The organism is Ruegeria sp. CH8 (assembly GCF_056536985.1).
In genome coordinates, this window is record NZ_JBQFQR010000006.1 from 46,101 (window position 1) to 66,356 (window position 20,256).

Here is a 20,256-nt window from a genome sequence, read left to right on the forward strand (position 1 = left end):
GAACTGAAAGGAAGACTGCCATGATTGAGGTCACTACCAACCTGGCCACCGCCCGCGCCTTTCAGCGTGCGCACCTGGAACGGTCCCGTGCAATCAACAATGCCTTGAAATGGCTGTTCGGTTCCCGCTGAGCGCAGCGCGCGCGTTCTTACGGGATGCAAAAGGGCCGGCCCAAAAGGACCGGCCCGATTTCTTGCAGGATCTTCGGATCAGACGAAGAATTGCGCACCGTTGGCCGAAATGGTCGAGCCGTTGATGAACTGAGAATCGTCCGAGGCGAGGAACGCCACGCAGCGGGCAATTTCCTCGGGCTCACCCAGACGACCGGCTGGGATCTGGCCGATGATGGATTCGCGCACTTTTTCCGGAACTGCCATGACCATTTCGGTTGCGATGTAACCGGGGCAGATCGCGTTGGCGGTGATGCCTGCGCGCGCGCCTTCCTGCGCCAGCGACTTCACGATACCCAGATCGCCCGCCTTGGTCGCGGCATAGTTCACCTGCGCAAACTGACCTTTCTGACCGTTGATCGAGCTGATGACGATCACGCGGCCAAATTTGCGCTCGCGCATACCGTTCCAGACGGGGTGCACGGTGTTGAACACGCCGGTCAGGTTGGTGTCGATCACCTGGTGCCACTGTTCCGGGGTCATCTTGTGGAACGGTGCGTCGCGGGTGATGCCGGCATTGGCGACCACGATGTCGATCGGGCCAACCTCGGCTTCGACCTTTTCTAGGCCCGCTTTGGATTCGTCGTAATCGGCCACGTTCCACTTGTAGGTGGCGATGCCGGTTTCCTCGGTGAATTTTGCCGCCGCTTCGTCGTTCCCGGCATAGGTGGCTGCAACATTATACCCTTCGGCCTTAAGCGCCTTGGAAATTGCTGCGCCGATGCCGCGGGAACCGCCGGTAACGAGTGCTGTACGTGCCATTGAGGACTCCTCCAATTTAGTCTGACTTGGTAATTCTGTTACTCTGAGAGAGATTGCTGCGCAATATCGTTTCGTGTTCGATTGTGACTTTCTGTCTGGCGATATTGTCGCATCTAAGGTGTAAAGCTGGATTGTAACAAAAAAGGGCGCCCATAGGACGCCCTTTTATGATTAGTTGTCAACGCACTTAGTCGCGCTCCACGCAGAGGGCGACACCCATGCCGCCGCCGATGCAGAGGGTCGCCAGACCCTTTTTCGCATCACGGCGCTTCATTTCGAACAGCAGCGTGTTCAGAACGCGGCAGCCAGATGCGCCGATCGGGTGACCGATGGCAATCGCACCGCCGTTCACGTTCACGATCGACGGGTCCCAACCCATGTCCTTGTTCACGGCGCAGGCCTGCGCAGCGAAGGCTTCGTTGGCTTCGACCAGATCCAGATCGTCGACGGACCAGCCTGCCTTTTCCAGCGCCTTACGCGACGCGTAGATCGGGCCGACGCCCATGATCGACGGGTCTAGACCGGCAGTCGCATAGGATGCGATACGTGCCAGAGGCTCAATCCCGCGCTTCTCGGCGTTCTCGGCCGACATTAGCAGGGTTGCCGCGGCACCGTCGTTCAGGCCCGAGGCGTTGGCCGCGGTGACCGAACCGTCTTTGGTGAAAGCGGGGCGCAGTTTTGCCATCGCTTCCATTGTGGCGCCGTGGCGGATGTACTCATCCTTATCCATCACGATGTCACCCTTGCGGGTCTTGATGGTGAAGGGCACGATCTCATCCGCAAACTTGCCGGCGTTTTGCGCAGCTTCCGCCTTGTTCTGCGAGGCAACGGCGAATTCGTCCTGCATGTCGCGGCTGATCTGCCACTTCTCGGCCACGTTCTCGGCGGTCTGCCCCATGTGATAGCCGTTGAAGGCGTCCCACAGACCATCGCGGATCATCGTGTCGATATATTTCATGTCGCCCATCTTGTGACCGGCGCGCAGGGCGGCGGCGTGGGGCGAGAGGGTCATGTTTTCCTGACCGCCAGCGGCCACGATCTCGGCATCACCCAGCTGAATGTGTTGCGCACCCAAGGCAACGGCACGCAGGCCCGAACCACAAACCTGGTTGATGCCCCAGGCCGCGCTTTCCTGCGGCAGGCCGGCATTGATATGCGCCTGACGCGCCGGGTTCTGACCCTGAGCGGCCGTCAGCACCTGACCCATGATGGTTTCGCTTACCTCACCCTTTTCGACACCGGCGCGTTCGACGACGGCCTCAAGCACGGCAGTGCCCAGATCATGTGCGGGTGTGTTTGCAAACGAGCCGCCAAAACTGCCGACGCCTGTGCGTGCTGCGGATGCGATTACTACGTTGGTCATATAGACAATCCTTTACCATCAAGGTCCTGTGGGAACCGTAACGGCGCGGATCGCAAAGGCAAAGCCCCTGTGAACCAGAGCGCCTCCTGATCCCCCGCTCCAACTTCACATGGCATAGCGTAATGCTGCAAACGCAGCAACGGTCACCTTGTCTCAGGGTGCCCCTAGGTCAGTTTTTGCTTGGTTAGCTACCCGTTTTCTGTGGTTTTTCACCTTTCCAAGGAGCCGAGACAGTGGGGGCACCGAACAAAAAGCCCTGTAAACAGTCCACGCCATTGGCCACAAGGAATTCGGCTTCTGCCTTGGTTTCGACCGATTCGGCCGTCACCAGAATCTCGAATTCGCGCGCCACGGCGACCAGGGCGCGGACCAGAGCCTGATTGTCGGGATTGTCGCTGATGCCGCGTACGAATTGCCCGTCGATCTTGGCGGCGTCGAACAAAAACTCTCGGAAATGGCGGAAACTGAAGTTGCTGGCGCCAAAATCGTCCAGTGCAAAGGCGACGCCGCGCGGTTGCAGCCGGTCCATGAAATCGATCACCAGTTCCGGCACCGTCATTGCCGAACTTTCCGAGATTTCCAGAATCAGCCGCTCGCCGATACTGGCGTCTTTCTTCAGAAACCGGTCCAGCACCCGTGAATACCGGGCATATCCGATCGAGCGGGCGGACATGTTGATCGACAGCCGGATGTCGGGGTTTCTGGCCAGCGTCCGCAGCCCCATTTCCAGCGCGACGCAATCCAGATCCCGCCCGATGGGAGTGTTTTCCAGTTGCGGCATGAAATCGCGCGCGGGAATGACCCGCCCGGTTTCGTCCAGCACCCGGATGAACCCTTCGTAAAAGGCTACGCCGAACGGGGGATGCGCCTGCATGATGGGCTGAAAGGCCAGCTTGCACTGTTTGTGCTTTACCGCTTCGGTCGCCATTAGGACTGTGGACGTATCGCGGGATGCGACGGCCGCATTCAGCGGGCTTTCCGCACCCTCGGGCATATCCGCCTGTTTTTTGTCCCGCATCGCTTTGCCATTCCCTTTACGTCGCCGCTTGGGGTCTGATTTCAGGGCAAAACTATGAATCTGTGGTTAAGGGTTGTAAATTTGATGCGGTTCAGCGTGTCGTTTCCCAGACGCGGCCCAAAGCTGCTGCTGCGCCAAACACAGCGCCCATGAAGCCCAGTGCCAGCATAATAAATCCCAGCGCAATGATGCTGGGGGCGCCACCCGCCAGTGCCGTCAGCATTGCCATAACCAGCCCGACCAGACCAAGAACGGTTGATGCGGTTGTCAATCTGGACATGTCGGCCTCCGGCTACTCGATACGTATCACATCCGCTGAATATGGAATGTGAAATCGCGCTTTCAAGGACAGGGGGACGTCGGACCGGCGGATTTAAGCCTGTTTTGCCTGCGTATTGGGCGTTTTGGCCTCAAATTGTTCAAATCCGGGCGTTCCGCGATCTTCCGGATGCCGGGCCAGGTGCTTGGCTTTGATTTCTTCCGAGTTCTCACGGCTGCCGTCGTGGCTGTAGCCCGGGGGTGCAAAGCAGTAAGCCAGACGTTCGCGCAAGGTCAGCCCCGGTTGGGTCGCGTCGCGCCAGATGCTGACCCATTCGTGAAAGGCCACGCGCAGCGGGTTGAACGTGCCGATATTGTGGACCAGCCCGTAATCGACCCGGTCATCCTTTTGTTCCGGCACGAAAGTCCCGAACATCTTGTCCCAGATGATGAAGACGCCCGCATAGTTGCAATCCAGATAGCGTGCGTTGCGGCCGTGATGGGCGCGGTGGTGGCTGGGCGTGTTCATCACCGCCTCGAACCAGCGGGGCATCTTGCCGATGGCTTCGGTGTGAATCCAGAACTGGTAGATCAGGTTCAGACCGCCGCAGAACAACACCATTGCCGGGTGAAAGCCCAGCAGGATCAGTGGCGCGCGCACCACCATCATGAAGGTGAAGGTATAGGTCCAGGTCTGCCGTAGCGCGGTGGTTAGGTTGTAATGTTGCGAGCTGTGGTGGTTCACATGGCTGGCCCAGACCCAGCGGATGCGATGGCCAAAGCGATGCACCCAGTAATACCGCAGGTCGTCCAGCACAAAGCACAGGATGATCACCGGGATTGAGGTGCCCAGATTCAGCGGCGTGATCTGCCACAGCCACATGAAGAACGCATAAGCGATGAAGCCCAGCAAAAAGCCCGAGGCGATGTTTCCTGCCCCCATCACCAACGAGGTCACCGCATCGCGCGTCTCATACCGGCCGCCTTTGCCTTTGATGGCGATCCACAGGAACTCGGCCAGAATGGCGGCGATAAAGAAGGGCACGGCCCATTGAACGGCATCGGGGAAGGTTATTTGGTCGGTCATGCGGGGTCCATCAGAAGTTCCCAATGGGGGCGTTCGAATTCGTCAAGGCGGATGATGGCTTTGGGTGTGCCGAAGTCGTGGAACTGGATCTCGAACCCGTCGGGGTGATCCAGCCAGTCGAAATCCAGCAGATGCCGCGCTACGGTATCGGCGCCAAAGGACCACAGCAGCCCGTTGCCGGTCTCGGTGCGGATCAGGGCCGCGTGTTTGTCATGGGCAATGGTGATGTCGATGATCTCGTCGTCAGGCGCATGGCGCAACCACTCCGAGCGCGCGGTCTCGGGCGTCAGTTCACGCATCTTGGACCGCCCGGTCAAATGCAGCATCACCGTTACACCGACAATACCTCCGACAACCAGAACCAGCAGTATTTCAAGCGGCATTCCGTCCTCCCGCCCGCAGAGTGCAGAGCGGTCAGGATGCTGTCAAAGGTTGCGTGGCGTCAGCCAGTTTCGAGCGTTTCGAGGATTTCGTGCTGCACGACACGTTCGACAAAGGGCACCAGACCGTCAGGGCCGGACGCACGATCCTTGAGGTGAATGCAGATATCCGGCCTGCGGGCGGCGATGATGCCCACCAGCTCGCCTCGTATCTTGTCATCCAGACCGGCGCCCATGATGGCGCAGACAATCCGGGGCTCGGCATCTAGCTGCCGCCGGACCTCATCGGGATCATGCGCGCCCAGCCATTGGATCGGCATGTGATCCAACTGCCGCGCCACGTCGCCGATGACGTTGGGCAAGCGGCCAATCAACAGAACGACGGGTTTCATAGTCGCCTCCCTTCCAAAAGGTAATAAACGAAAAACCGGCCCATCGGGGCCGGTTCCAGTCTAGCACAGTTTGCGGGGAATGGCGTATTCCTTAACTTTCAGCACCCACCAGCGTCGAAACGATCGCCTTGGCGCTGTCCGAATTCCATTCTGCGTCGCCGATCAGCCGGGCGATCTCGTTGCCGTCGGGATCAAGGATCACCGTGATCGGCAGGGCGATCACGCCGAATTCCCGCGCCACGGCCGAGCCCTTGTCCTGATGGCGGGGCAGGTTTTCGATGCCGTTCTCTTCGAAGAACTTTTTGATCCCTGCGGGCGAGTTGCGCCCGGTGGCAAGGGTCAGCACCTCGAACTTGTCGCCGCCGAACTCGGCCTGCAGCTCGGCAATCTGGGGCATTTCCTTGCGGCAGGGCGCACACCACGTGGCCCAGAAGTTCAGCAGAACGTATTTGCCTTTGTAATCCTCAAGCGTCGCGGTGCCGCCGTCATCTTCCAGCTGGAATTCGACCAGTTCATGGGGTTTGGGTTCCTTGTGCAGGATCAGCCGTTTCAGCGTGCCGTCGCGCAGCGGGCCCAGAGTTTCCGCATCCGTGGCCAAAGCCGCGTTTGCACCCAGCGCAAGGGCCATATAAAGGGGGATCAGACGAAATAGGCGCATATCAACTCCGGGTTTTCTTACATGACCGATCAATCCTCGAACCAGATGTGGGGCGGCCGCTTTGCCGCCGGTCCAGACGCGATCATGGAGGCGATCAACGCCTCGATCGGGTTCGATCAGCGGATGGCAGCCCAGGACATTGCAGGCTCGCGCGCCCATGCCGCCATGTTGGCCGCCACAGGCGTCATAAGTGATAGTGACGCCGAAGCTATTCGGGAAGGGCTGCTCACCGTTTTGTCAGAAATCCAGGACGGAGAATTTCAGTTCGCGACCGCGCTGGAAGACATCCACATGAATGTCGAGGCACGGCTGAAAGAGGTGATTGGTGAGCCCGCGGGCCGTTTACACACGGGCCGCAGCCGGAATGACCAGGTAGCGACTGATTTCAAACTCTGGGTCCGCGATCAATTGGATGCTGCCGAAACCGGCCTGCTGGCCCTGATCCGTGCGCTTTTGGCGCAGGCTGAGGCGGGCGCCGATTGGGTCATGCCGGGCTTTACCCATCTGCAAACCGCGCAGCCGGTCACATGGGGCCACCATATGATGGCCTATGTCGAGATGTTCGGCCGTGATCTGTCGCGTGTCCGTGATGCGCGCGCTCGGATGAATGAATCTCCGCTGGGGGCCGCTGCGCTGGCCGGAACCTCTTTCCCCATCGACCGTCATATGACGGCTGAGGCACTGGGCTTTGACCGCCCTGCGGCGAATTCGCTGGACGCCGTCAGCGACCGTGATTTCGCGCTAGAGTTCCTGTCGACCGCCTCGATCTGCGCCGTGCACCTGTCGCGTTTTGCCGAGGAATTGGTGATCTGGTCTTCGGCCCAGTTCCGGTTTGTTACGCTGTCCGATCGCTTCTCGACCGGCTCGTCGATCATGCCGCAGAAGAAGAACCCCGACGCGGCCGAGCTGATCCGTGCTAAGGTGGGCCGCATCTTCGGTGCGAACACCGCACTGATGATGGTGATGAAGGGCCTGCCGCTGGCTTATTCCAAGGACATGCAGGAAGATAAGGAACAGGTCTTTGACGCCGCCGACAACTGGATGCTGGCACTGGCGGCGATGGAAGGCATGGTCAAGGACATGACCGCCAACCGGGATAGTCTTGCCGCAGCTGCCGGTTCGGGCTTCTCGACCGCGACCGATCTGGCCGACTGGCTGGTGCGCGTGTTGGGCCTGCCGTTCCGCGATGCACACCATGTCACCGGGTCGCTGGTGGCAATGGCGGAAACCCAAGGTTGCGATCTGCCTGATCTCACGCTTGAGAACATGCAGTCGGTGCATGCAGATATCACTAATGACGTCTATTCTGTCCTTACCGTTGAAAACTCGGTAAACTCGCGCCAGTCCTACGGCGGTACGGCACCCGATCAGGTGCGTGCCCAGATCAAGCGATGGAAGGAGATGGCGTGATGCAAACACTACGTGTGATCCTGTTGATCGCGGCCGGGTTTGCGCTGGCCGCCTGCGGTGCTGATGGGGAACCAATACAGCCAACCGCCAGCTTGGGAGTCGGCGTTGGGTCGAGCGGCACACATGTTGGCGGCGGCGTCGGATTCTGGCGCGGCGGACTGGGCGTTTATCTGGGTGTTTGATCACTTTGCAATCAGCCTGCCGCTTTTTTATGCGGATTTCATAACCTGCCTTGAGCCGTACAATTCATAAGTCGACACCATGAAGTTATTTGGCCTGATCCTTTCCTTAGCTGTTCTTGCGGCTTGCGATCCTTCCTACAAACCCCGCCCTGAGCCTCAGGCGAATTCGGGTGGGTCGGGCATTTCCATATCGGGCTACGGACGGGTCGGCGTGTCGACGACCAAGTAACGGAATTTACCCGACAGTGTGGAATCCATTGATCCGCCGGGCGGTTTTGGTCTAAGCGCGCAGTCATGGATCACTTTCTCTACCGCGACGGCGCGCTTTACGCCGAGGATGTACCAGTTTCCGAGATCGCAGCTACGGTCGGAACCCCTTTCTACGTCTATTCAACGGCGACGCTGTTGCGGCATTTCAGGCTGTTTGATGACGCGCTCGAGGGTACGGATCATCTTGTCTGCTATGCGATGAAGGCCGCCAGCAACCAGGCGATCCTGAAGACGCTGGCGCAGGCGGGCGCGGGGATGGATGTGGTTTCGGGCGGGGAATACCTGCGTGCCAAGACCGCAGGAGTGCCCGGCGACAAGATCGTGTTCTCGGGCGTTGGTAAAACGGCAGATGAAATTCGCACCGCGCTGACCGGCGGCATCCGGCAGTTCAACGTCGAATCCGAGCCCGAGATGGAAGTGATCAACGCCATTGCTCTTGAGCTGGGTGTCGTTGCGCCGATCACTGTACGAGTGAACCCGGATGTGGATGCCAAAACCCACGCCAAGATCGCCACCGGCAAGTCAGAAAACAAGTTCGGCATCCCCATCGCCCGCGCGTCCGAGGTTTATGCCCACGCCGCCACCCTGCCGGGGTTGGAGGTGATCGGCATCGACGTCCATATCGGTTCGCAATTGACCGAGCTTGAGCCGTTCGAACTCGCCTATACCAAGGTCGCCGAGCTGACCGAGCAGCTGCGCGCAGAAGGGCATAACATCCGCCGCCTCGATCTGGGCGGTGGCTTGGGCATTCCCTACACCCGCGCCAACGACGCGCCGCCGCTGCCGGTGGAATATGGCGCACTGATCAAGAAGACGCTGGGCGATCTGAATTGTGAGATCGAGATAGAGCCCGGCCGCCTGATTGCGGGCAATGCCGGCCTGATGGTCAGCAAGGTGATCTATGTGAAATCGGGTGAGGGCCGCGATTTCCTGATCCTCGACGGAGCCATGAACGACCTGATCCGCCCCGCGATGTACGAGGCGCACCACGATATCGTCGCTGTTCAAGAGCCCGAACCGGGCGTCGAACAGCAGCCCTACGATATTGTCGGCCCTGTCTGTGAAACCGGCGATACATTTGCCAAACAGCGCAACATGCCACCGCTTGTGGCTGGTGATCTGGTCGCCTTCCGCAGCGCCGGGGCCTATGGCGCGGTGATGTCGAGCGAATACAACACCCGGCCCCTGATCCCCGAGGTTCTGGTGCATGGGGATCAATTTGCCGTAATTCGTGAACGGCCAACCTTTGACGAAATCATAAACCGCGATACCATACCCGAGTGGCTCTGACGCGATGACCGTGCGGGCCTGCTCAGGAGGCCCGCCTTGACCGCAAGACCGAACCTGCCGATCCCAAGATTTTCCCTGTGGCTGACGCATGCAGGGATGCTGGCCGAGCAGGTTTTACGCGCGTTTTGGCCGTTTTTCTCGGGTTTCATGGCGATTCTGGCCGCTCTGATGCTGGGGTTGCAAGACCATGTTCCTGTAGAACTGGTCTGGATCTTGGGCGCGTTGGCCCTTTTGGGGCTGCTTGCGACGCTGATCTTTGGCGTAAGGCGATTCCATCTGCCGTCACGGGCCGAGGCGTTGATGCGGCTGGATGCCTCACTGTCTGGCCGTCCGATTCAGGCGCTGATGGATGATCAGGCCATCGGCGCGATGGATGCGGATTCGGTTGCCCTTTGGCACGCGCACCAGACCCGTATGGCACAGCGGGCGGCGCAGGCCGATCCGGTCAAGCCTGATCTGCGGCTGGCTGACCGCGACCCCTATGCCCTGCGCTATTCTGCACTGCTGGCTCTGGTGATCGCAGGCCTGTTCGGCTCGTTCTGGCGTATCGGGTCGGTGGCCGAAATGACGCCGGGCGCAGCGGTCGCAGGGCAGGGGCCCAGCTGGGAGGGTTGGGTCGAGCCGCCGCGTTACACCGGCCTGCCGACGCTCTATCTGGCGGATCAATCCGATCCGACGCTTTCTGTCCCTCAGGGCAGCCGCATTACCCTGCGGTTTTATGGCGAGGTCGGCGCCCATAGCCTGACGGAAACAACTACGCCCTTGGGCACTCAGGACGCGACTGAGCCGGAACAGGAATTTGTTGTCGAACGTTCGGGGCAGATGAAGATTGCGGGCCCGTCCGGGCGCGACTGGGCGCTGGACGTGGTTCAGGATGCCGCGCCCAGCATTGGTGTCGCGGATGTGGCCGAGGCCGAGGCGGGCGGTCAGATGAAGCTGCCCTTTGCTGCCAGTGACGACTATGGCGTAGTGTCCGGCACCGCTACGATTGATCTGGACCTTGCTTCGGTAGATCGCCGCTATGGCCTGACCATCGCACCCGAGGCGCGCGAGGTGATCGAGGTGGAACTGCCGATGCCGATCGCTGGCGACCGGGCCGATTTCACCGAGGATCTGATCGAGGATTTCTCGCAACATCCTTGGGCGCATCTGCCGGTGACAATCACACTGACGGCACGGGATGCGGCGGATCAGGAAAGCCAGTCCGAACCCTACATGACCAAGCTGCCCGCACGCAGGTTCTTTGATCCGCTGGCGGCAGCGGTGATCGAACAGCGCCGCGATCTGCTGTGGTCGCGGGACAACGCGCCGCGGGTTGCCCAGTTGCTGCGCGCGGTTTCGCACCTGCCCGAGGGGTTCTTCCGCTCGGATACCGCCTATCTGCGCCTGCGCGTCACTCTGCGTCGGCTTGAGGCACTCACTGAGTACGACCTTAAGCCCAAACAGCAGGAAGAGATCGCGCAAGCCCTGTGGGATCTGGCGGTCATTATCGAAGAGGGCACGCTGGCCGATGCACTTGAACGGATGCGCCGGGCGCAGGAGCGCCTGTCCGAGGCGATGAAGAACGGCGCCTCGGACGAGGAGATTGCTGAGCTGATGCAGGAGTTGCGTGAGGCGACGCAGGATTACATGCGTCAGTTGCAACGCCTGGCGCAGGAAAACGGCGAGTTTGACGAAAACCAGCAGGGCCAGAACGGCGAGACTATGCAGATGACGCAGGACGACCTGCAGCGGATGATGGACCGCATTCAGGAGCTGATGGAACAGGGCCGCATGGCCGAGGCGCAGCAGGCGTTGGAAGAGTTCCAGCAGATGATGGAAAACATGCGCGTCACTCAAGGTCAGGGTCAGGGCCAACAATCCGAAGGCCAGCAGGCCATGGAGGGGTTGGCCGAAACCCTGCGCGAACAGCAGGGACTCAGCGATCAGGCTTTCCGTGATCTGCAGGAACAGTTCAACCCCGGTGCACAAGCAGGGGAAAGCCAGGGCAATGAGGGTCGCAGCGGCGGTCAGGGCCGGGGGCAAAGCCATGAAGGCCAGGGCGGACGCGGTTCGGATCAAGATGGCGGCAGCCAACAGGGTCAGGGATCGCTGGCCGATCGCCAGCAAGCGTTGCGCGACGAATTGGGCCGTCAGCAGCAGAACCTACCCGGTGCCGGTACGCAGGAAGGCGAGGATGCGCGCGAGGCGCTGGGCCGTGCGGGCCGAGCCATGGACGAAGCCGAAGAGGCATTGCGCGGCGATGATCTGGCCGAAGCCATTGATCGCCAGTCTGAAGCAATGGAAGCGCTGCGCGAAGGTATGCGGTCTTTGGGTGAGGCATTGGCCCAGAACCAACAAAACCAGCCCGGTCAGGGGTCGCAGGAAGGCGACATGCAAGCCAATAACCGCGACCCGCTGGGCCGCAGCCCGGGGGCGAACGGAACGATCTCGACAGATGAAAGTCTGTTGCAGGGCGAAGATGTCTATCGCCGCGCCCGTGAATTGCTGGACGAAATCCGCCGTCGTACCGGCGAGACGGACCGGCCTCAGATCGAGTTGGAATACCTCAAGCGGCTGCTGGAGCGGTTCTAGCCTAGCTTCGTAACGGTGTCAGTTCTGCGCCGTACCCGCGGTCTGCGCCTCTAGCCACAACCGGGCCTGATCCACCATCGTCACATAAGGTTCCAGGATTGGGTCTGCCTGTGGGACGGCCTCACTGATCTGCTGTGCGTTGCCATAGATCAATATCAAGACAACCCCGATAATCACGATCAAAGAAAACCCACGCATGAACCCACCTGATTTGCGCGGGGCAGTGTCCTCTGTCGCGGTTACGTCGCTGCGCAGGCTGGAATTGATCGCTTCGACATCCGGCAACGCTTCCTTCTGACCCGCATCTTCTGCGGTTTCTGTTGCCTTCAACTCTTTATCAGCGCGTTCCGGGGCGGGTTCGGGTGGGGTATCCAGCGCCAGATCGGGTTGAGTCTCAAGGCTACTGCTTTCCTGCGCGCGCAGATCAGCCTCTCGGGCGGCTTCTTCCTTAAGGATGCTGGCAACCGCCGGATCGACGCTACCGGTCGCGGCAGGTTCTTCGGGTTCGGGCACAACCTCGGGCTCTGGTGCAGCCGTGGGTTCGGGTTTTGGCGCGGACCTAGGCTTGATGTCTACCTTCACTTCGGTGGTGGGTGCAGCCGCCGGCTCGGCAGGTGTGGGGTCGGGTTCTGCTGCGGCGGGTGAGTCTTCAGCAACTGGTACGGTCGTCGCGGGCGCGGCTTCGTTTGAGTACTTGGGTTGAAACCAGGTGTTCTCGCAGTTTGAACACTGAACGTCGCGGCCTTCTTCCGGGATGACCTCGTCTGGCACCTCATATTGAGCGCTGCAATTCGGACACGTAAGACGCATGCTGCCTCCTGGTCGGGACTTCGACCTGATAATTGTTTTTTGAGCGATGATATTCAGTTAAGACCTGACCGCAAAGGGTGTTTTCCGTTTCGCAGCATAAATGTCACCAATTCGACCCGGTGCAGGCATTGAAACCACAACCGCGCTCGGGCAAGAAGGGCGGCAACTAAAACGGGGGCCCTTGTGATCGAGCTGGAAAATGTCAGCTACACCTATGGTGGTGGTGAATTGCTGAGCAATGTGTCCCTGCAGCTGCAACCGGGATCGTTTCACTTTTTGACCGGCCCATCGGGTGCAGGCAAGACCACACTGCTCAAGCTATGCTACGGTGCGCTACTGCCCACGTCCGGGCAGCTGAGTGCGTTCGACCAGGACGTGGCTCGGCTGGATCGGGACCAGATGGCCTTGTTGCGTCGCCGGATCGGGGTTGTGTATCAGGACTGCCGGTTTCTTGATCACATGACCGTAGTGGAAAACGTGGCCCTGCCGTTGATGGTGTCAGGACAGGCTGAAACTGCGAAGCGAGAAGACCTGAGCGAATTGCTGTCATGGGTGGGGTTGGGCAACCGGCTGGACGCGCATCCGCCAGAATTGTCGGGTGGTGAACGTCAGCGTGCCGCTCTTGCCCGTGCGGTTATCCTATCACCCGATGTGGTTTTGGCCGATGAACCGACTGGTAACGTGGATTGGGAAATGTCCCAGCGCCTTCTGCGCCTTTTGGTCGAGTTGAACAGGATGGGCAAGACCGTTTTGATCGCCACTCATGACCTGAGCTTGATCCGTGCCGCCAAAAGCCAGGTGCAGGCGCGGGTATTGCGGATTTCACAGCGTCAGGTCCAGCTTGCGGGGGCAGATCTATGAGCAAGGGGATGATCCGCAACCTGTTACGACGGGATGCGCGCGCTGATCGGGTCGTACCGCCCACTGGCTATACCGCGCATCTGACCCTGTTCGTGTCCGGCGCGATGGGCTTTCTGGCGGTTTTCGCGCTGGCCCTATCTTTGGCTTCGGGACGGCTGGCTGATCGCTGGGCGACGGAACTGGCGGGGACAGCTACTTTGCGCGTTAACGCTCCTGCCGACCAGTTGGCAGCCCAAACCGAAGCCGCTTTGACTGTTCTGAGCCAAACCCCCGGCGTCGCCTCGGCCCGCGCGTTGACGACCGAGGAGCAGGTCGCGCTGCTGTCCCCGTGGTTCGGCCCTGACCTGCCGCTGGACTCGCTACCCATACCACAGCTGATCGAGATCATCGAAGGCGAGCCCGGGCTGGACGCCACCGGCCTGCGCCTGCGCCTTGGGGCCGAAGTGCCGGGTGCCGTACTGGACGACCACACCCGTTGGCGCGAGCCGCTGGTGGATGCAGCCATGTCGTTGCGTCGGTTGGGTTGGGTTTCGATCCTGCTGATCGGTGGAGCAACCGCGGCCATGATCACACTGGCTGCCAACGCGTCGCTGGCGGCCAACGCTCAGATCATTGAGGTGCTGCGTCTGGTAGGTGCCCGCGACAGCTTTATTGCCAGGGCCTTTGTGCGACGCTTTACCTATCGCGCCTTTTTTGGTGCTGTGGTCGGCGTTTTGCTGGGCATGACGGGCGTGCTGCTGCTGCCTGAAGCCTCAACCGAGGGCGGTTTTCTGACAGGTCTTGGGTTTCAGGGCATAGGTTGGCTATTACCTGTGTTAATCCCTCTGCTTGGCGCAACTGTTGCTTTTTTGGCCACCTGGACCGCCGCCAGTCGTAAATTGAAGGAGCTTTCGTGATGGCCACAGCGTTTCAATGGGTCCGTTCGCTGATTTTCATGATCGTGATCTACGCTTGGATGCTGATCCTGGGCATCGTGTTTGCCCCTTATGCATTGTGCGCCAAAAGTGGCGCGCTGCGGGCCTGCAAGACCTATGCTCGTACCACCATGTGGCTGGCCCGTTGGATGGTGGGAATCCGTACCGAAGTCCGTGGAGCCGTGCCCACGGGTGAGGTTGTGGTTGGGGCCAAGCACCAATCCTTCCTCGATATCATCATAATTTTCGATGCAGTGCCTCACGGCAAGTTCATCATGAAAAGAGAACTGCTCTGGACGCCGATCATCGGCATGTATGCGCGGCGACTTGGCTGTATCCCGGTTGATCGCGGTAAAAAGGGCGCTGCGGTGGCCAAGATGGTCAAGGACGTCTCGAAGGAATTCACCGAACCCGGTCAGCTGGTTATCTACCCGCAGGGCACCCGTGTCGCGCCGGGGGTGCACATTCCCTACAAGGTGGGCACAGCGGTTTTGTATGAAGGGCTTGGGTTCCCCTGCATTCCGGTGGCGACCAATGCCGGCGTCTTCTGGCCGCGCACAGGCGTTCTGCGCAAACCCGGTCTGGCGATTGTCGATTTTCTCGATCCGATCGAACCAGGAGTCGGGCGCAGGGATTTCCTGCGGCGGCTGGAAGACGTGATCGAAACGCGGTCTGATGCATTGATGAAAGAAGTGGGGTTTGACCCGGATGGAGTTCATTGAAGATATCGAAACGCTTGAAGGGCTGTATGGCACGCCCGCAGCGCCCTCGCTGCGCAAGGTCGCATATAGCCTGACACCGCTGTACCGCAAATGGATCATGGCCTCGCGGCTTTGCATTCTGAGTACGGTCGGCCCCGAAGGGACCGATGGCAGCCCGCGCGGTGACGATGGCCCGGTCGTACTAGAGCTTGATCCTAACACGCTGGCCTTGCCGGACTGGCGTGGCAACAACCGGTTGGATTCCCTGCGCAATATCGTGCGTGATCCGCGTGTAGCGCTGATGTTTCTGGTGCCGGGTTCCAACAACGTCGTCCGCGTAAACGGACAGGCGCGACTGACGGCAGATACCGCCCTGCGTGCACGTTTCGAAAAGAACGGAAAACGACCCGCAACCGTTGCCGTCATCGAAATTTCTGAGATTTACACGCAATGCGCCCGCGCGATGATGCGGGCGCGGACGTGGAGCGTGGGCGATGAAAGCGCCGACCTGCCCACTATTGGCGAGATTTTGGCGGAAGTTAGCGAGGGAGATGAAGGTGGCGCGCGCTACGACTCTGAATGGGGTGCACGCGCCGCAAAAACGATGTGGTGAACACGACCACTAGATCGCTGCAGCGCCAATTTTTGCAACTTTGGAGTTCCAGCGCTCAACACTGCCGGGCTTTGGATAGCTGGCACCTGCGAAATAGGTGAAACGGGTTGGCTTGAAACCGACAAAGCCCAGAATCTGGTCGCGGACCTGTCGAATAAGTGCCTGCCGATATATCAGCCGCATGAACCAACCCGGCGTGTCAGAGGTAAGGATGACACGTGCCGTACGTCCGGTCAGCATTGGGGCGGGGAATCCAATCTTGGTCGTGTTCCGTGTGTCGAACGTTCGACCCGGAATTAAAACTCGGTCAATCAAACCTTTAAGCTTTGCCGGAAGTCCGCCCCACCACATCGGTGTTGTCAGTACAAGGTGCTCGCTCCATTCGATATCTTGAAGCACCTGTTCCAGTACGGGTTCCAACGGTTTGAAGTCGTGGTAATTGCCCTGACCGAAGTCGTGATCGAATTGCAAATCGCTCAGGTGAACCATCCGGACATCGTGTCCACGCTCCTGAGCGGCGTCTCTGTAAGTTTGAGCAAAAGTTCGGGACAAGCTGCTTTCTGCAGGGTGTCCGTCAAGGATGAGGATTTTCTTACGCTGCATCGAGATTCTCCAAAAATGACTGCGGTCATTTTATAGAGCTAAAAAGTGACCGAGGTCAATAAAAATTTGACCACGGTCAAAATCTGTGCAATCTGGGCTAATGCAAATGACAGTTCAAAAACGCACGCTAAAGACGCGAGCTCGCCTGATCACAGCCTCTGAAGAAGTTGTAAAAGAATGTGGTTACGAAGCTTTAAGGGTAGAGCAAGTGGTTCAGGCCGCTGGTGTAGCGAAAGGAACTTTCTTCGCGCATTTTCGCGACAAAGATGCGTTGATGGAAATCCTGATGGCTGAAAAGCTGAATGCTTGTTTGGATCAGGCCGAAGCAGGAAGTTCCCCGAAAACAGTGGCAGAGATCATCAATGCGCTGGAACCGGTTCACAGTTTCATGACATCCGAACGATACGTGTTTGACTTGCTGATCAGGTATTCAGGTGCGACGGCCATCTCAGAAATAGGACCGGTCGCCTATTATTTTGAGCGGTATTTTCGCGTTGTGATGTTGTGGCTCGATGATGCGAATGTCCGCAAGGATGTCTCAACGGATCTTTTGGCCGAAGGCGTGCAGGCCTTTGCGATCCAAGCTATGTCACTGAAGTTCTGCGCGCTGCATTCCGCACAGACATTCACAGATAGGCTGGAAGTATATCTGGATGCTTGGTTGACCCCGGCCGCATGATCGCAACCGGGGTCGGGTTCTTTAACTGTGAATCGGACCGTCGCCACAGGCCAGCGCGGCCTCGCGTACCGCTTCGGAATAGGTCGGGTGGGCGTGGCAGGTCAGAGCCAGATCCTCGGCCGAAGCGCCAAACTCCATCGCGACACAGACCTCATGGATCAGGTCACCCGCTGCCGGGCCGATGATGTGGCAGCCCAGAATGCGGTCGGTTTCCTTGTCGGCCAGAATCTTGACGAAACCGTCGGCAGCAAAGTTCGCCTTGGCGCGGCCATTGCCCATGAACATGAACTTGCCGACCTTGTAGGCGCGGCCTGCAGCCTTGAGCGTCTCTTCGGTTTCGCCCACGTTTGCCACTTCGGGCCATGTGTAGATCACGCCAGGGATGACGCCATAGTTGACGTGGCCATGCTTGCCCGCGACTTGCTCGGCGGCGGCCATGCCTTCGTCTTCGGCCTTGTGCGCCAGCATCGGGCCTTCGGTGACGTCACCGATGGCATAGATGCCCGGCACGTTGGTCTGCCAGTCGGCGCCAACTTTGATCTGACCGCGCGGGGTCAGATCAACGCCCAAGGCCTCAAGCCCCAGCCCGTCTGAGAATGGCTTGCGACCGGTGGAAACCAGAACGGTGTCGGCGTCGATCACGTGTTCACTGTCATCTTTGCGCAGCTTGTAGGTGACCTTGGCCTTGGTCTTGGTGGCTTCGGTCTTTTGCACCGCCGCGCCCATGACGAACTTCAGGCCCTGCTTTTTCAGGATACGCTGGAAGGTCTTCTGCACCTCGGGGTCCATGCCCGGAGTGATCACGTCGAGGAATTCGATGACGGTGACCTCGGCCCCCAAACGTTGATAGACCGAGCCCAGCTCCAGACCGATCACACCTGCACCGATGACAACCATCTTTTTCGGAATCTTACCCAGCGACAGGGCACCGGTTGAGGTCACGACGACCTTTTCATCGACCTCAACACCCGGCAACGAGGCAGGCTCGGACCCCGATGCGATGATGATGTTCTTGGCAGAGTGGATTTCATCGCCCACCTTAACCTGACCGGCAGCCGGGATCGAGCCCCAACCCTTGAGCCAGTCGATCTTGTTCTTCTTGAACAGGAACTCGATGCCCTTGGTGTTGCCCTCAATGGTTTCTTCTTTGTAGGCCTGCATCTGCTTCCAGTCGACCGAGGGGCTTTTGCCCTTCAGGCCCATCTTGGCAAAGTTATGCTCGGCCTCATGCAGTTGATGGCTGGCGTGCAACAGTGCCTTGGACGGGATGCAGCCTACGTTCAGGCAGGTGCCGCCTAGGGTTTCACGCCCTTCGACAACAGCGGTTTTCAGGCCCAGCTGGGCGCAGCGGATGGCGCAGACATAGCCGCCGGGGCCGGCGCCGATTACGATGACGTCATAGTTTGCCATTATACTCTCCTAAGTCGACCGGATTGACCGGTTGCTGCATGATCCGGTGTGACCGGATCATGCGGTGCTTTCTTCAAACCGGTTCCAGCAGCTTGATCGTGATATGCGCAATGCCGCCGCGTTCGTGGTGCATCGCCAGCTCTTCGGATCCAAAAAAGGCCCGCGCCTTGTCCAGGTTCGTGACCTCGAACATAGCGATGGCGTGATCTGCCTGATCCGGGTCACGCCAGACATGCAGGTCGCGGATGCCCGCAGCCTTGCGCATCGGCTTGTCCTCGCGGAATACTTTCAGCCAGGCGTCGAAATCGGCCACATCGGCCTGCCACAATACATGCGTTGCCATGATTACAGATCCATCAGCAGGCGGCGCGGATCTTCCAGCGCCTCTTTCACACGAACAAGGAAGGTCACCGCACCCTTGCCGTCAACGATCCGGTGGTCATAGGACAGCGCCAGATACATCATCGGACGGATCACGACCTGACCGTTGATCGCCATCGGGCGGTCCTGGATCTTATGCATTCCCAGAATACCCGACTGCGGGGGGTTCAGGATCGGCGACGACATCAGCGAGCCGTAAACACCACCGTTCGAGATGGTGAAGGTGCCGCCCTGCATTTCGGCCATCGAAAGTTTGCCGTCACGGGCGCGCTTGCCTTTTTCGGCGATGGCTTTCTCGATCGCTGCGAAGGACATGCTGTCGGCATCGCGGATGACCGGAACCACCAGACCAGTGGGCGTACCGGCAGCAACGCCCATGTGGACGAAGTTCTTGTAGACGATGTCGGTGCCGTCGATCTCGGCGTTCACCTCGGGCACTTCTTTCAGCGCATGGCAGCAGGCCTTGGTAAAGAAGGACATAAAGCCCAGACGCACGCCGTGCTTCTTCTCGAACTGCTCTTTGTACTGGTTGCGCAGGGCCATCACCTCGGTCATGTCCACCTCGTTATAGGTGGTCAGCATGGCGGCGGTGTTCTGGCTGTCTTTCAGGCGCTTGGCGATGGTCTGGCGCAGGCGGGTCATCTTGACCCGTTCCTCGCGTGCCGAATCCTCGGCGGCCACAGGCGCGCGCGGTGCAGGCGTAGGGGCCGCAGCAGCAGCCGGAGCCGCAGCGGTTGCCACCGCACGGGCCACGTCCTCTTTCATGATGCGGCCATCGCGACCGGTGCCGGTGACCTGGCCAGCGGACAGACCAGCCTCGGCCATCGCTTTTTCGGCCGACGGCGCATTGGCCACGTCTTTGCCTGCGGTGGCGGCTGCCGGAGCGGCGGCTGCGGCCGGAGCAGCGGCAGGGGCGGCAACGGCGCCTGCACCCGAGATCACCGCCAATTTGGCCGAGGCATTCACCGTGGCCCCTTCCGGAGCTACGATTTCTGCCAGAACGCCAGCGGCCGGGGCAGGAACCTCGACGGACACTTTGTCGGTTTCAAGCTCGCACAGCATTTCATCCTGTGCGACGGCATCGCCTACCTGTTTGAACCAGGTGGATACGGTGGCTTCGGTAACCGACTCGCCCAGGGTGGGCACCATCACATCAACGCTGCCTGCGCCTGCGGCCGGGGCGGCCTCGGATGCGGGGGCAGCAGCTGGCGCGGGGGCCGGGGCTGCACCTTCGCCGGCGGCAATGGTCGCCAGCAGGGCATCAACGCCAACGGTTTCACCTTCTGCGGCCACGATTTCACCCATCACGCCTGCTGCCGGCGCGGGGACTTCGACGGTTACCTTGTCAGTTTCAAGCTCACAGAGCATCTCATCCACGGCCACGGCATCACCGGGTTTCTTGAACCAGGTCGCAACGGTGGCTTCGGTGACGGATTCGCCAAGCGTGGGAACACGAACTTCAATGGTCAT

The 20,256-nt window shown here is 59.8% G+C and carries 22 protein-coding genes; 9 read left to right on the forward strand and 13 right to left on the reverse strand.

The features are described from left to right. Positions 1-209 precede the first annotated feature (209 nt). The 8 genes from phbB to ACR0ER_RS08485 form a co-directional block, all read right to left on the reverse strand. The gene (phbB, locus tag ACR0ER_RS08450) at positions 210-932 is read right to left on the reverse strand and encodes an acetoacetyl-CoA reductase (RefSeq protein ID WP_170333290.1); all 723 of its coding nucleotides are present in this window, start codon (positions 930-932) and stop codon (positions 210-212) included. Between the two features lie 187 nt (positions 933-1,119). Then, positions 1,120-2,295, reverse strand: coding sequence for an acetyl-CoA C-acetyltransferase (locus ACR0ER_RS08455; protein ID WP_170333291.1), 1,176 nt, complete (start codon positions 2,293-2,295; stop codon positions 1,120-1,122). Between the two features lie 184 nt (positions 2,296-2,479). Next, positions 2,480-3,313 (reverse strand): EAL domain-containing protein, encoded by an 834-nt coding sequence (locus ACR0ER_RS08460; RefSeq protein ID WP_480768533.1) that lies wholly within the window; start codon positions 3,311-3,313, stop codon positions 2,480-2,482. A gap of 91 nt (positions 3,314-3,404) precedes the next feature. Next, positions 3,405-3,593, reverse strand: a complete 189-nt coding sequence (locus ACR0ER_RS08465; RefSeq protein WP_480768534.1) for a hypothetical protein — start codon at positions 3,591-3,593, stop codon at positions 3,405-3,407. Positions 3,594-3,686: 93 nt separating this feature from the next. Next, on the reverse strand, positions 3,687-4,658 hold the full coding sequence (locus ACR0ER_RS08470) for a sterol desaturase family protein (protein WP_480768535.1): 972 nt from the start codon (positions 4,656-4,658) through the stop codon (positions 3,687-3,689). Continuing rightward, positions 4,655-5,041 (reverse strand): hypothetical protein, encoded by a 387-nt coding sequence (locus tag ACR0ER_RS08475; protein WP_480768536.1) that lies wholly within the window; start codon positions 5,039-5,041, stop codon positions 4,655-4,657. The genes ACR0ER_RS08470 and ACR0ER_RS08475 overlap by 4 nt, the downstream gene beginning before the upstream one ends. Positions 5,042-5,100: 59 nt before the next feature. Beyond that, positions 5,101-5,430 (reverse strand): hypothetical protein, encoded by a 330-nt coding sequence (locus ACR0ER_RS08480; protein ID WP_170333301.1) that lies wholly within the window; start codon positions 5,428-5,430, stop codon positions 5,101-5,103. 91 nt (positions 5,431-5,521) lie between these two features. Continuing rightward, the gene (locus tag ACR0ER_RS08485; protein WP_480768537.1) at positions 5,522-6,088 is read right to left on the reverse strand and encodes a TlpA disulfide reductase family protein; all 567 of its coding nucleotides are present in this window, start codon (positions 6,086-6,088) and stop codon (positions 5,522-5,524) included. A gap of 21 nt (positions 6,089-6,109) precedes the next feature. Between ACR0ER_RS08485 and argH the strand changes: the two genes are divergently transcribed. The 4 genes from argH (at position 6,110) to ACR0ER_RS08505 (ending at position 11,814) form a co-directional block, all read left to right on the forward strand. Continuing rightward, on the forward strand, positions 6,110-7,498 hold the full coding sequence (argH, locus tag ACR0ER_RS08490) for an argininosuccinate lyase (RefSeq protein WP_480768538.1): 1,389 nt from the start codon (positions 6,110-6,112) through the stop codon (positions 7,496-7,498). Beyond that, positions 7,498-7,680, forward strand: a complete 183-nt coding sequence (locus ACR0ER_RS08495) for an argininosuccinate lyase (protein WP_480768539.1) — start codon at positions 7,498-7,500, stop codon at positions 7,678-7,680. Before argH ends, ACR0ER_RS08495 begins: the two co-directional genes overlap by 1 nt. A gap of 294 nt (positions 7,681-7,974) precedes the next feature. Further along, positions 7,975-9,240 carry a diaminopimelate decarboxylase gene (gene lysA, locus ACR0ER_RS08500; RefSeq protein ID WP_480768540.1) on the forward strand — a complete coding sequence of 422 codons (1,266 nt, stop codon included), beginning with the start codon at positions 7,975-7,977 and terminating at the stop codon, positions 9,238-9,240. A gap of 36 nt (positions 9,241-9,276) precedes the next feature. Then, complete coding sequence (locus tag ACR0ER_RS08505; RefSeq protein WP_480768541.1) at positions 9,277-11,814, forward strand: TIGR02302 family protein; 2,538 nt, start codon at positions 9,277-9,279, stop codon at positions 11,812-11,814. Between the two features lie 18 nt (positions 11,815-11,832). Here ACR0ER_RS08505 and ACR0ER_RS08510 read toward each other — a convergent pair whose 3' ends face one another. After that, complete coding sequence (locus ACR0ER_RS08510) at positions 11,833-12,624, reverse strand: zinc-ribbon domain-containing protein (RefSeq protein WP_480768542.1); 792 nt, start codon at positions 12,622-12,624, stop codon at positions 11,833-11,835. A 183-nt stretch (positions 12,625-12,807) separates the two neighbouring features. On the opposite strand from ACR0ER_RS08510, the gene ACR0ER_RS08515 reads away from it, so the two are divergent. Genes ACR0ER_RS08515 through ACR0ER_RS08530 form a run of 4 tightly spaced genes read left to right on the forward strand, consistent with a single transcriptional unit; the run spans position 12,808 to position 15,713 of the window. Further along, positions 12,808-13,485 (forward strand): cell division ATP-binding protein FtsE, encoded by a 678-nt coding sequence (locus ACR0ER_RS08515; RefSeq protein ID WP_480768543.1) that lies wholly within the window; start codon positions 12,808-12,810, stop codon positions 13,483-13,485. Continuing rightward, positions 13,482-14,381, forward strand: a complete 900-nt coding sequence (locus tag ACR0ER_RS08520) for a cell division protein FtsX (protein WP_480768544.1) — start codon at positions 13,482-13,484, stop codon at positions 14,379-14,381. The genes ACR0ER_RS08515 and ACR0ER_RS08520 overlap by 4 nt, the downstream gene beginning before the upstream one ends. Beyond that, entirely contained in the window at positions 14,381-15,121 is a 741-nt protein-coding gene (locus ACR0ER_RS08525; protein WP_480768545.1) for a lysophospholipid acyltransferase family protein, read from the forward strand. The genes ACR0ER_RS08520 and ACR0ER_RS08525 overlap by 1 nt, the downstream gene beginning before the upstream one ends. After that, a complete protein-coding gene (locus tag ACR0ER_RS08530) occupies positions 15,108-15,713 on the forward strand; it encodes a pyridoxamine 5'-phosphate oxidase family protein (RefSeq protein ID WP_480768546.1) in 606 nt (201 codons plus the stop codon). Before ACR0ER_RS08525 ends, ACR0ER_RS08530 begins: the two co-directional genes overlap by 14 nt. Before the next feature lie 9 nt (positions 15,714-15,722). Here the strand turns inward: ACR0ER_RS08530 and ACR0ER_RS08535 are convergent, their stop codons facing one another. After that, positions 15,723-16,316, reverse strand: a complete 594-nt coding sequence (locus ACR0ER_RS08535) for an NAD(P)H-dependent oxidoreductase (RefSeq protein ID WP_480768547.1) — start codon at positions 16,314-16,316, stop codon at positions 15,723-15,725. A 106-nt stretch (positions 16,317-16,422) separates the two neighbouring features. Between ACR0ER_RS08535 and ACR0ER_RS08540 the strand changes: the two genes are divergently transcribed. Then, positions 16,423-16,995: a TetR/AcrR family transcriptional regulator gene (locus ACR0ER_RS08540; RefSeq protein ID WP_480768548.1), complete on the forward strand. Its 573-nt coding sequence runs from the start codon at positions 16,423-16,425 to the stop codon at positions 16,993-16,995. Between the two features lie 21 nt (positions 16,996-17,016). On the opposite strand, the gene lpdA is transcribed toward ACR0ER_RS08540, so the two are convergent. The 3 genes from lpdA to odhB all read right to left on the reverse strand — a co-directional run bounded on the left by lpdA (position 17,017) and on the right by odhB (position 20,256). After that, on the reverse strand, positions 17,017-18,405 hold the full coding sequence (gene lpdA / locus ACR0ER_RS08545) for a dihydrolipoyl dehydrogenase (RefSeq protein ID WP_480768549.1): 1,389 nt from the start codon (positions 18,403-18,405) through the stop codon (positions 17,017-17,019). A gap of 73 nt (positions 18,406-18,478) precedes the next feature. Then, complete coding sequence (locus tag ACR0ER_RS08550; RefSeq protein WP_170333339.1) at positions 18,479-18,748, reverse strand: hypothetical protein; 270 nt, start codon at positions 18,746-18,748, stop codon at positions 18,479-18,481. Positions 18,749-18,750: 2 nt separating this feature from the next. Next, a complete protein-coding gene (gene odhB / locus ACR0ER_RS08555; RefSeq protein WP_480768550.1) occupies positions 18,751-20,256 on the reverse strand; it encodes a 2-oxoglutarate dehydrogenase complex dihydrolipoyllysine-residue succinyltransferase in 1,506 nt (501 codons plus the stop codon).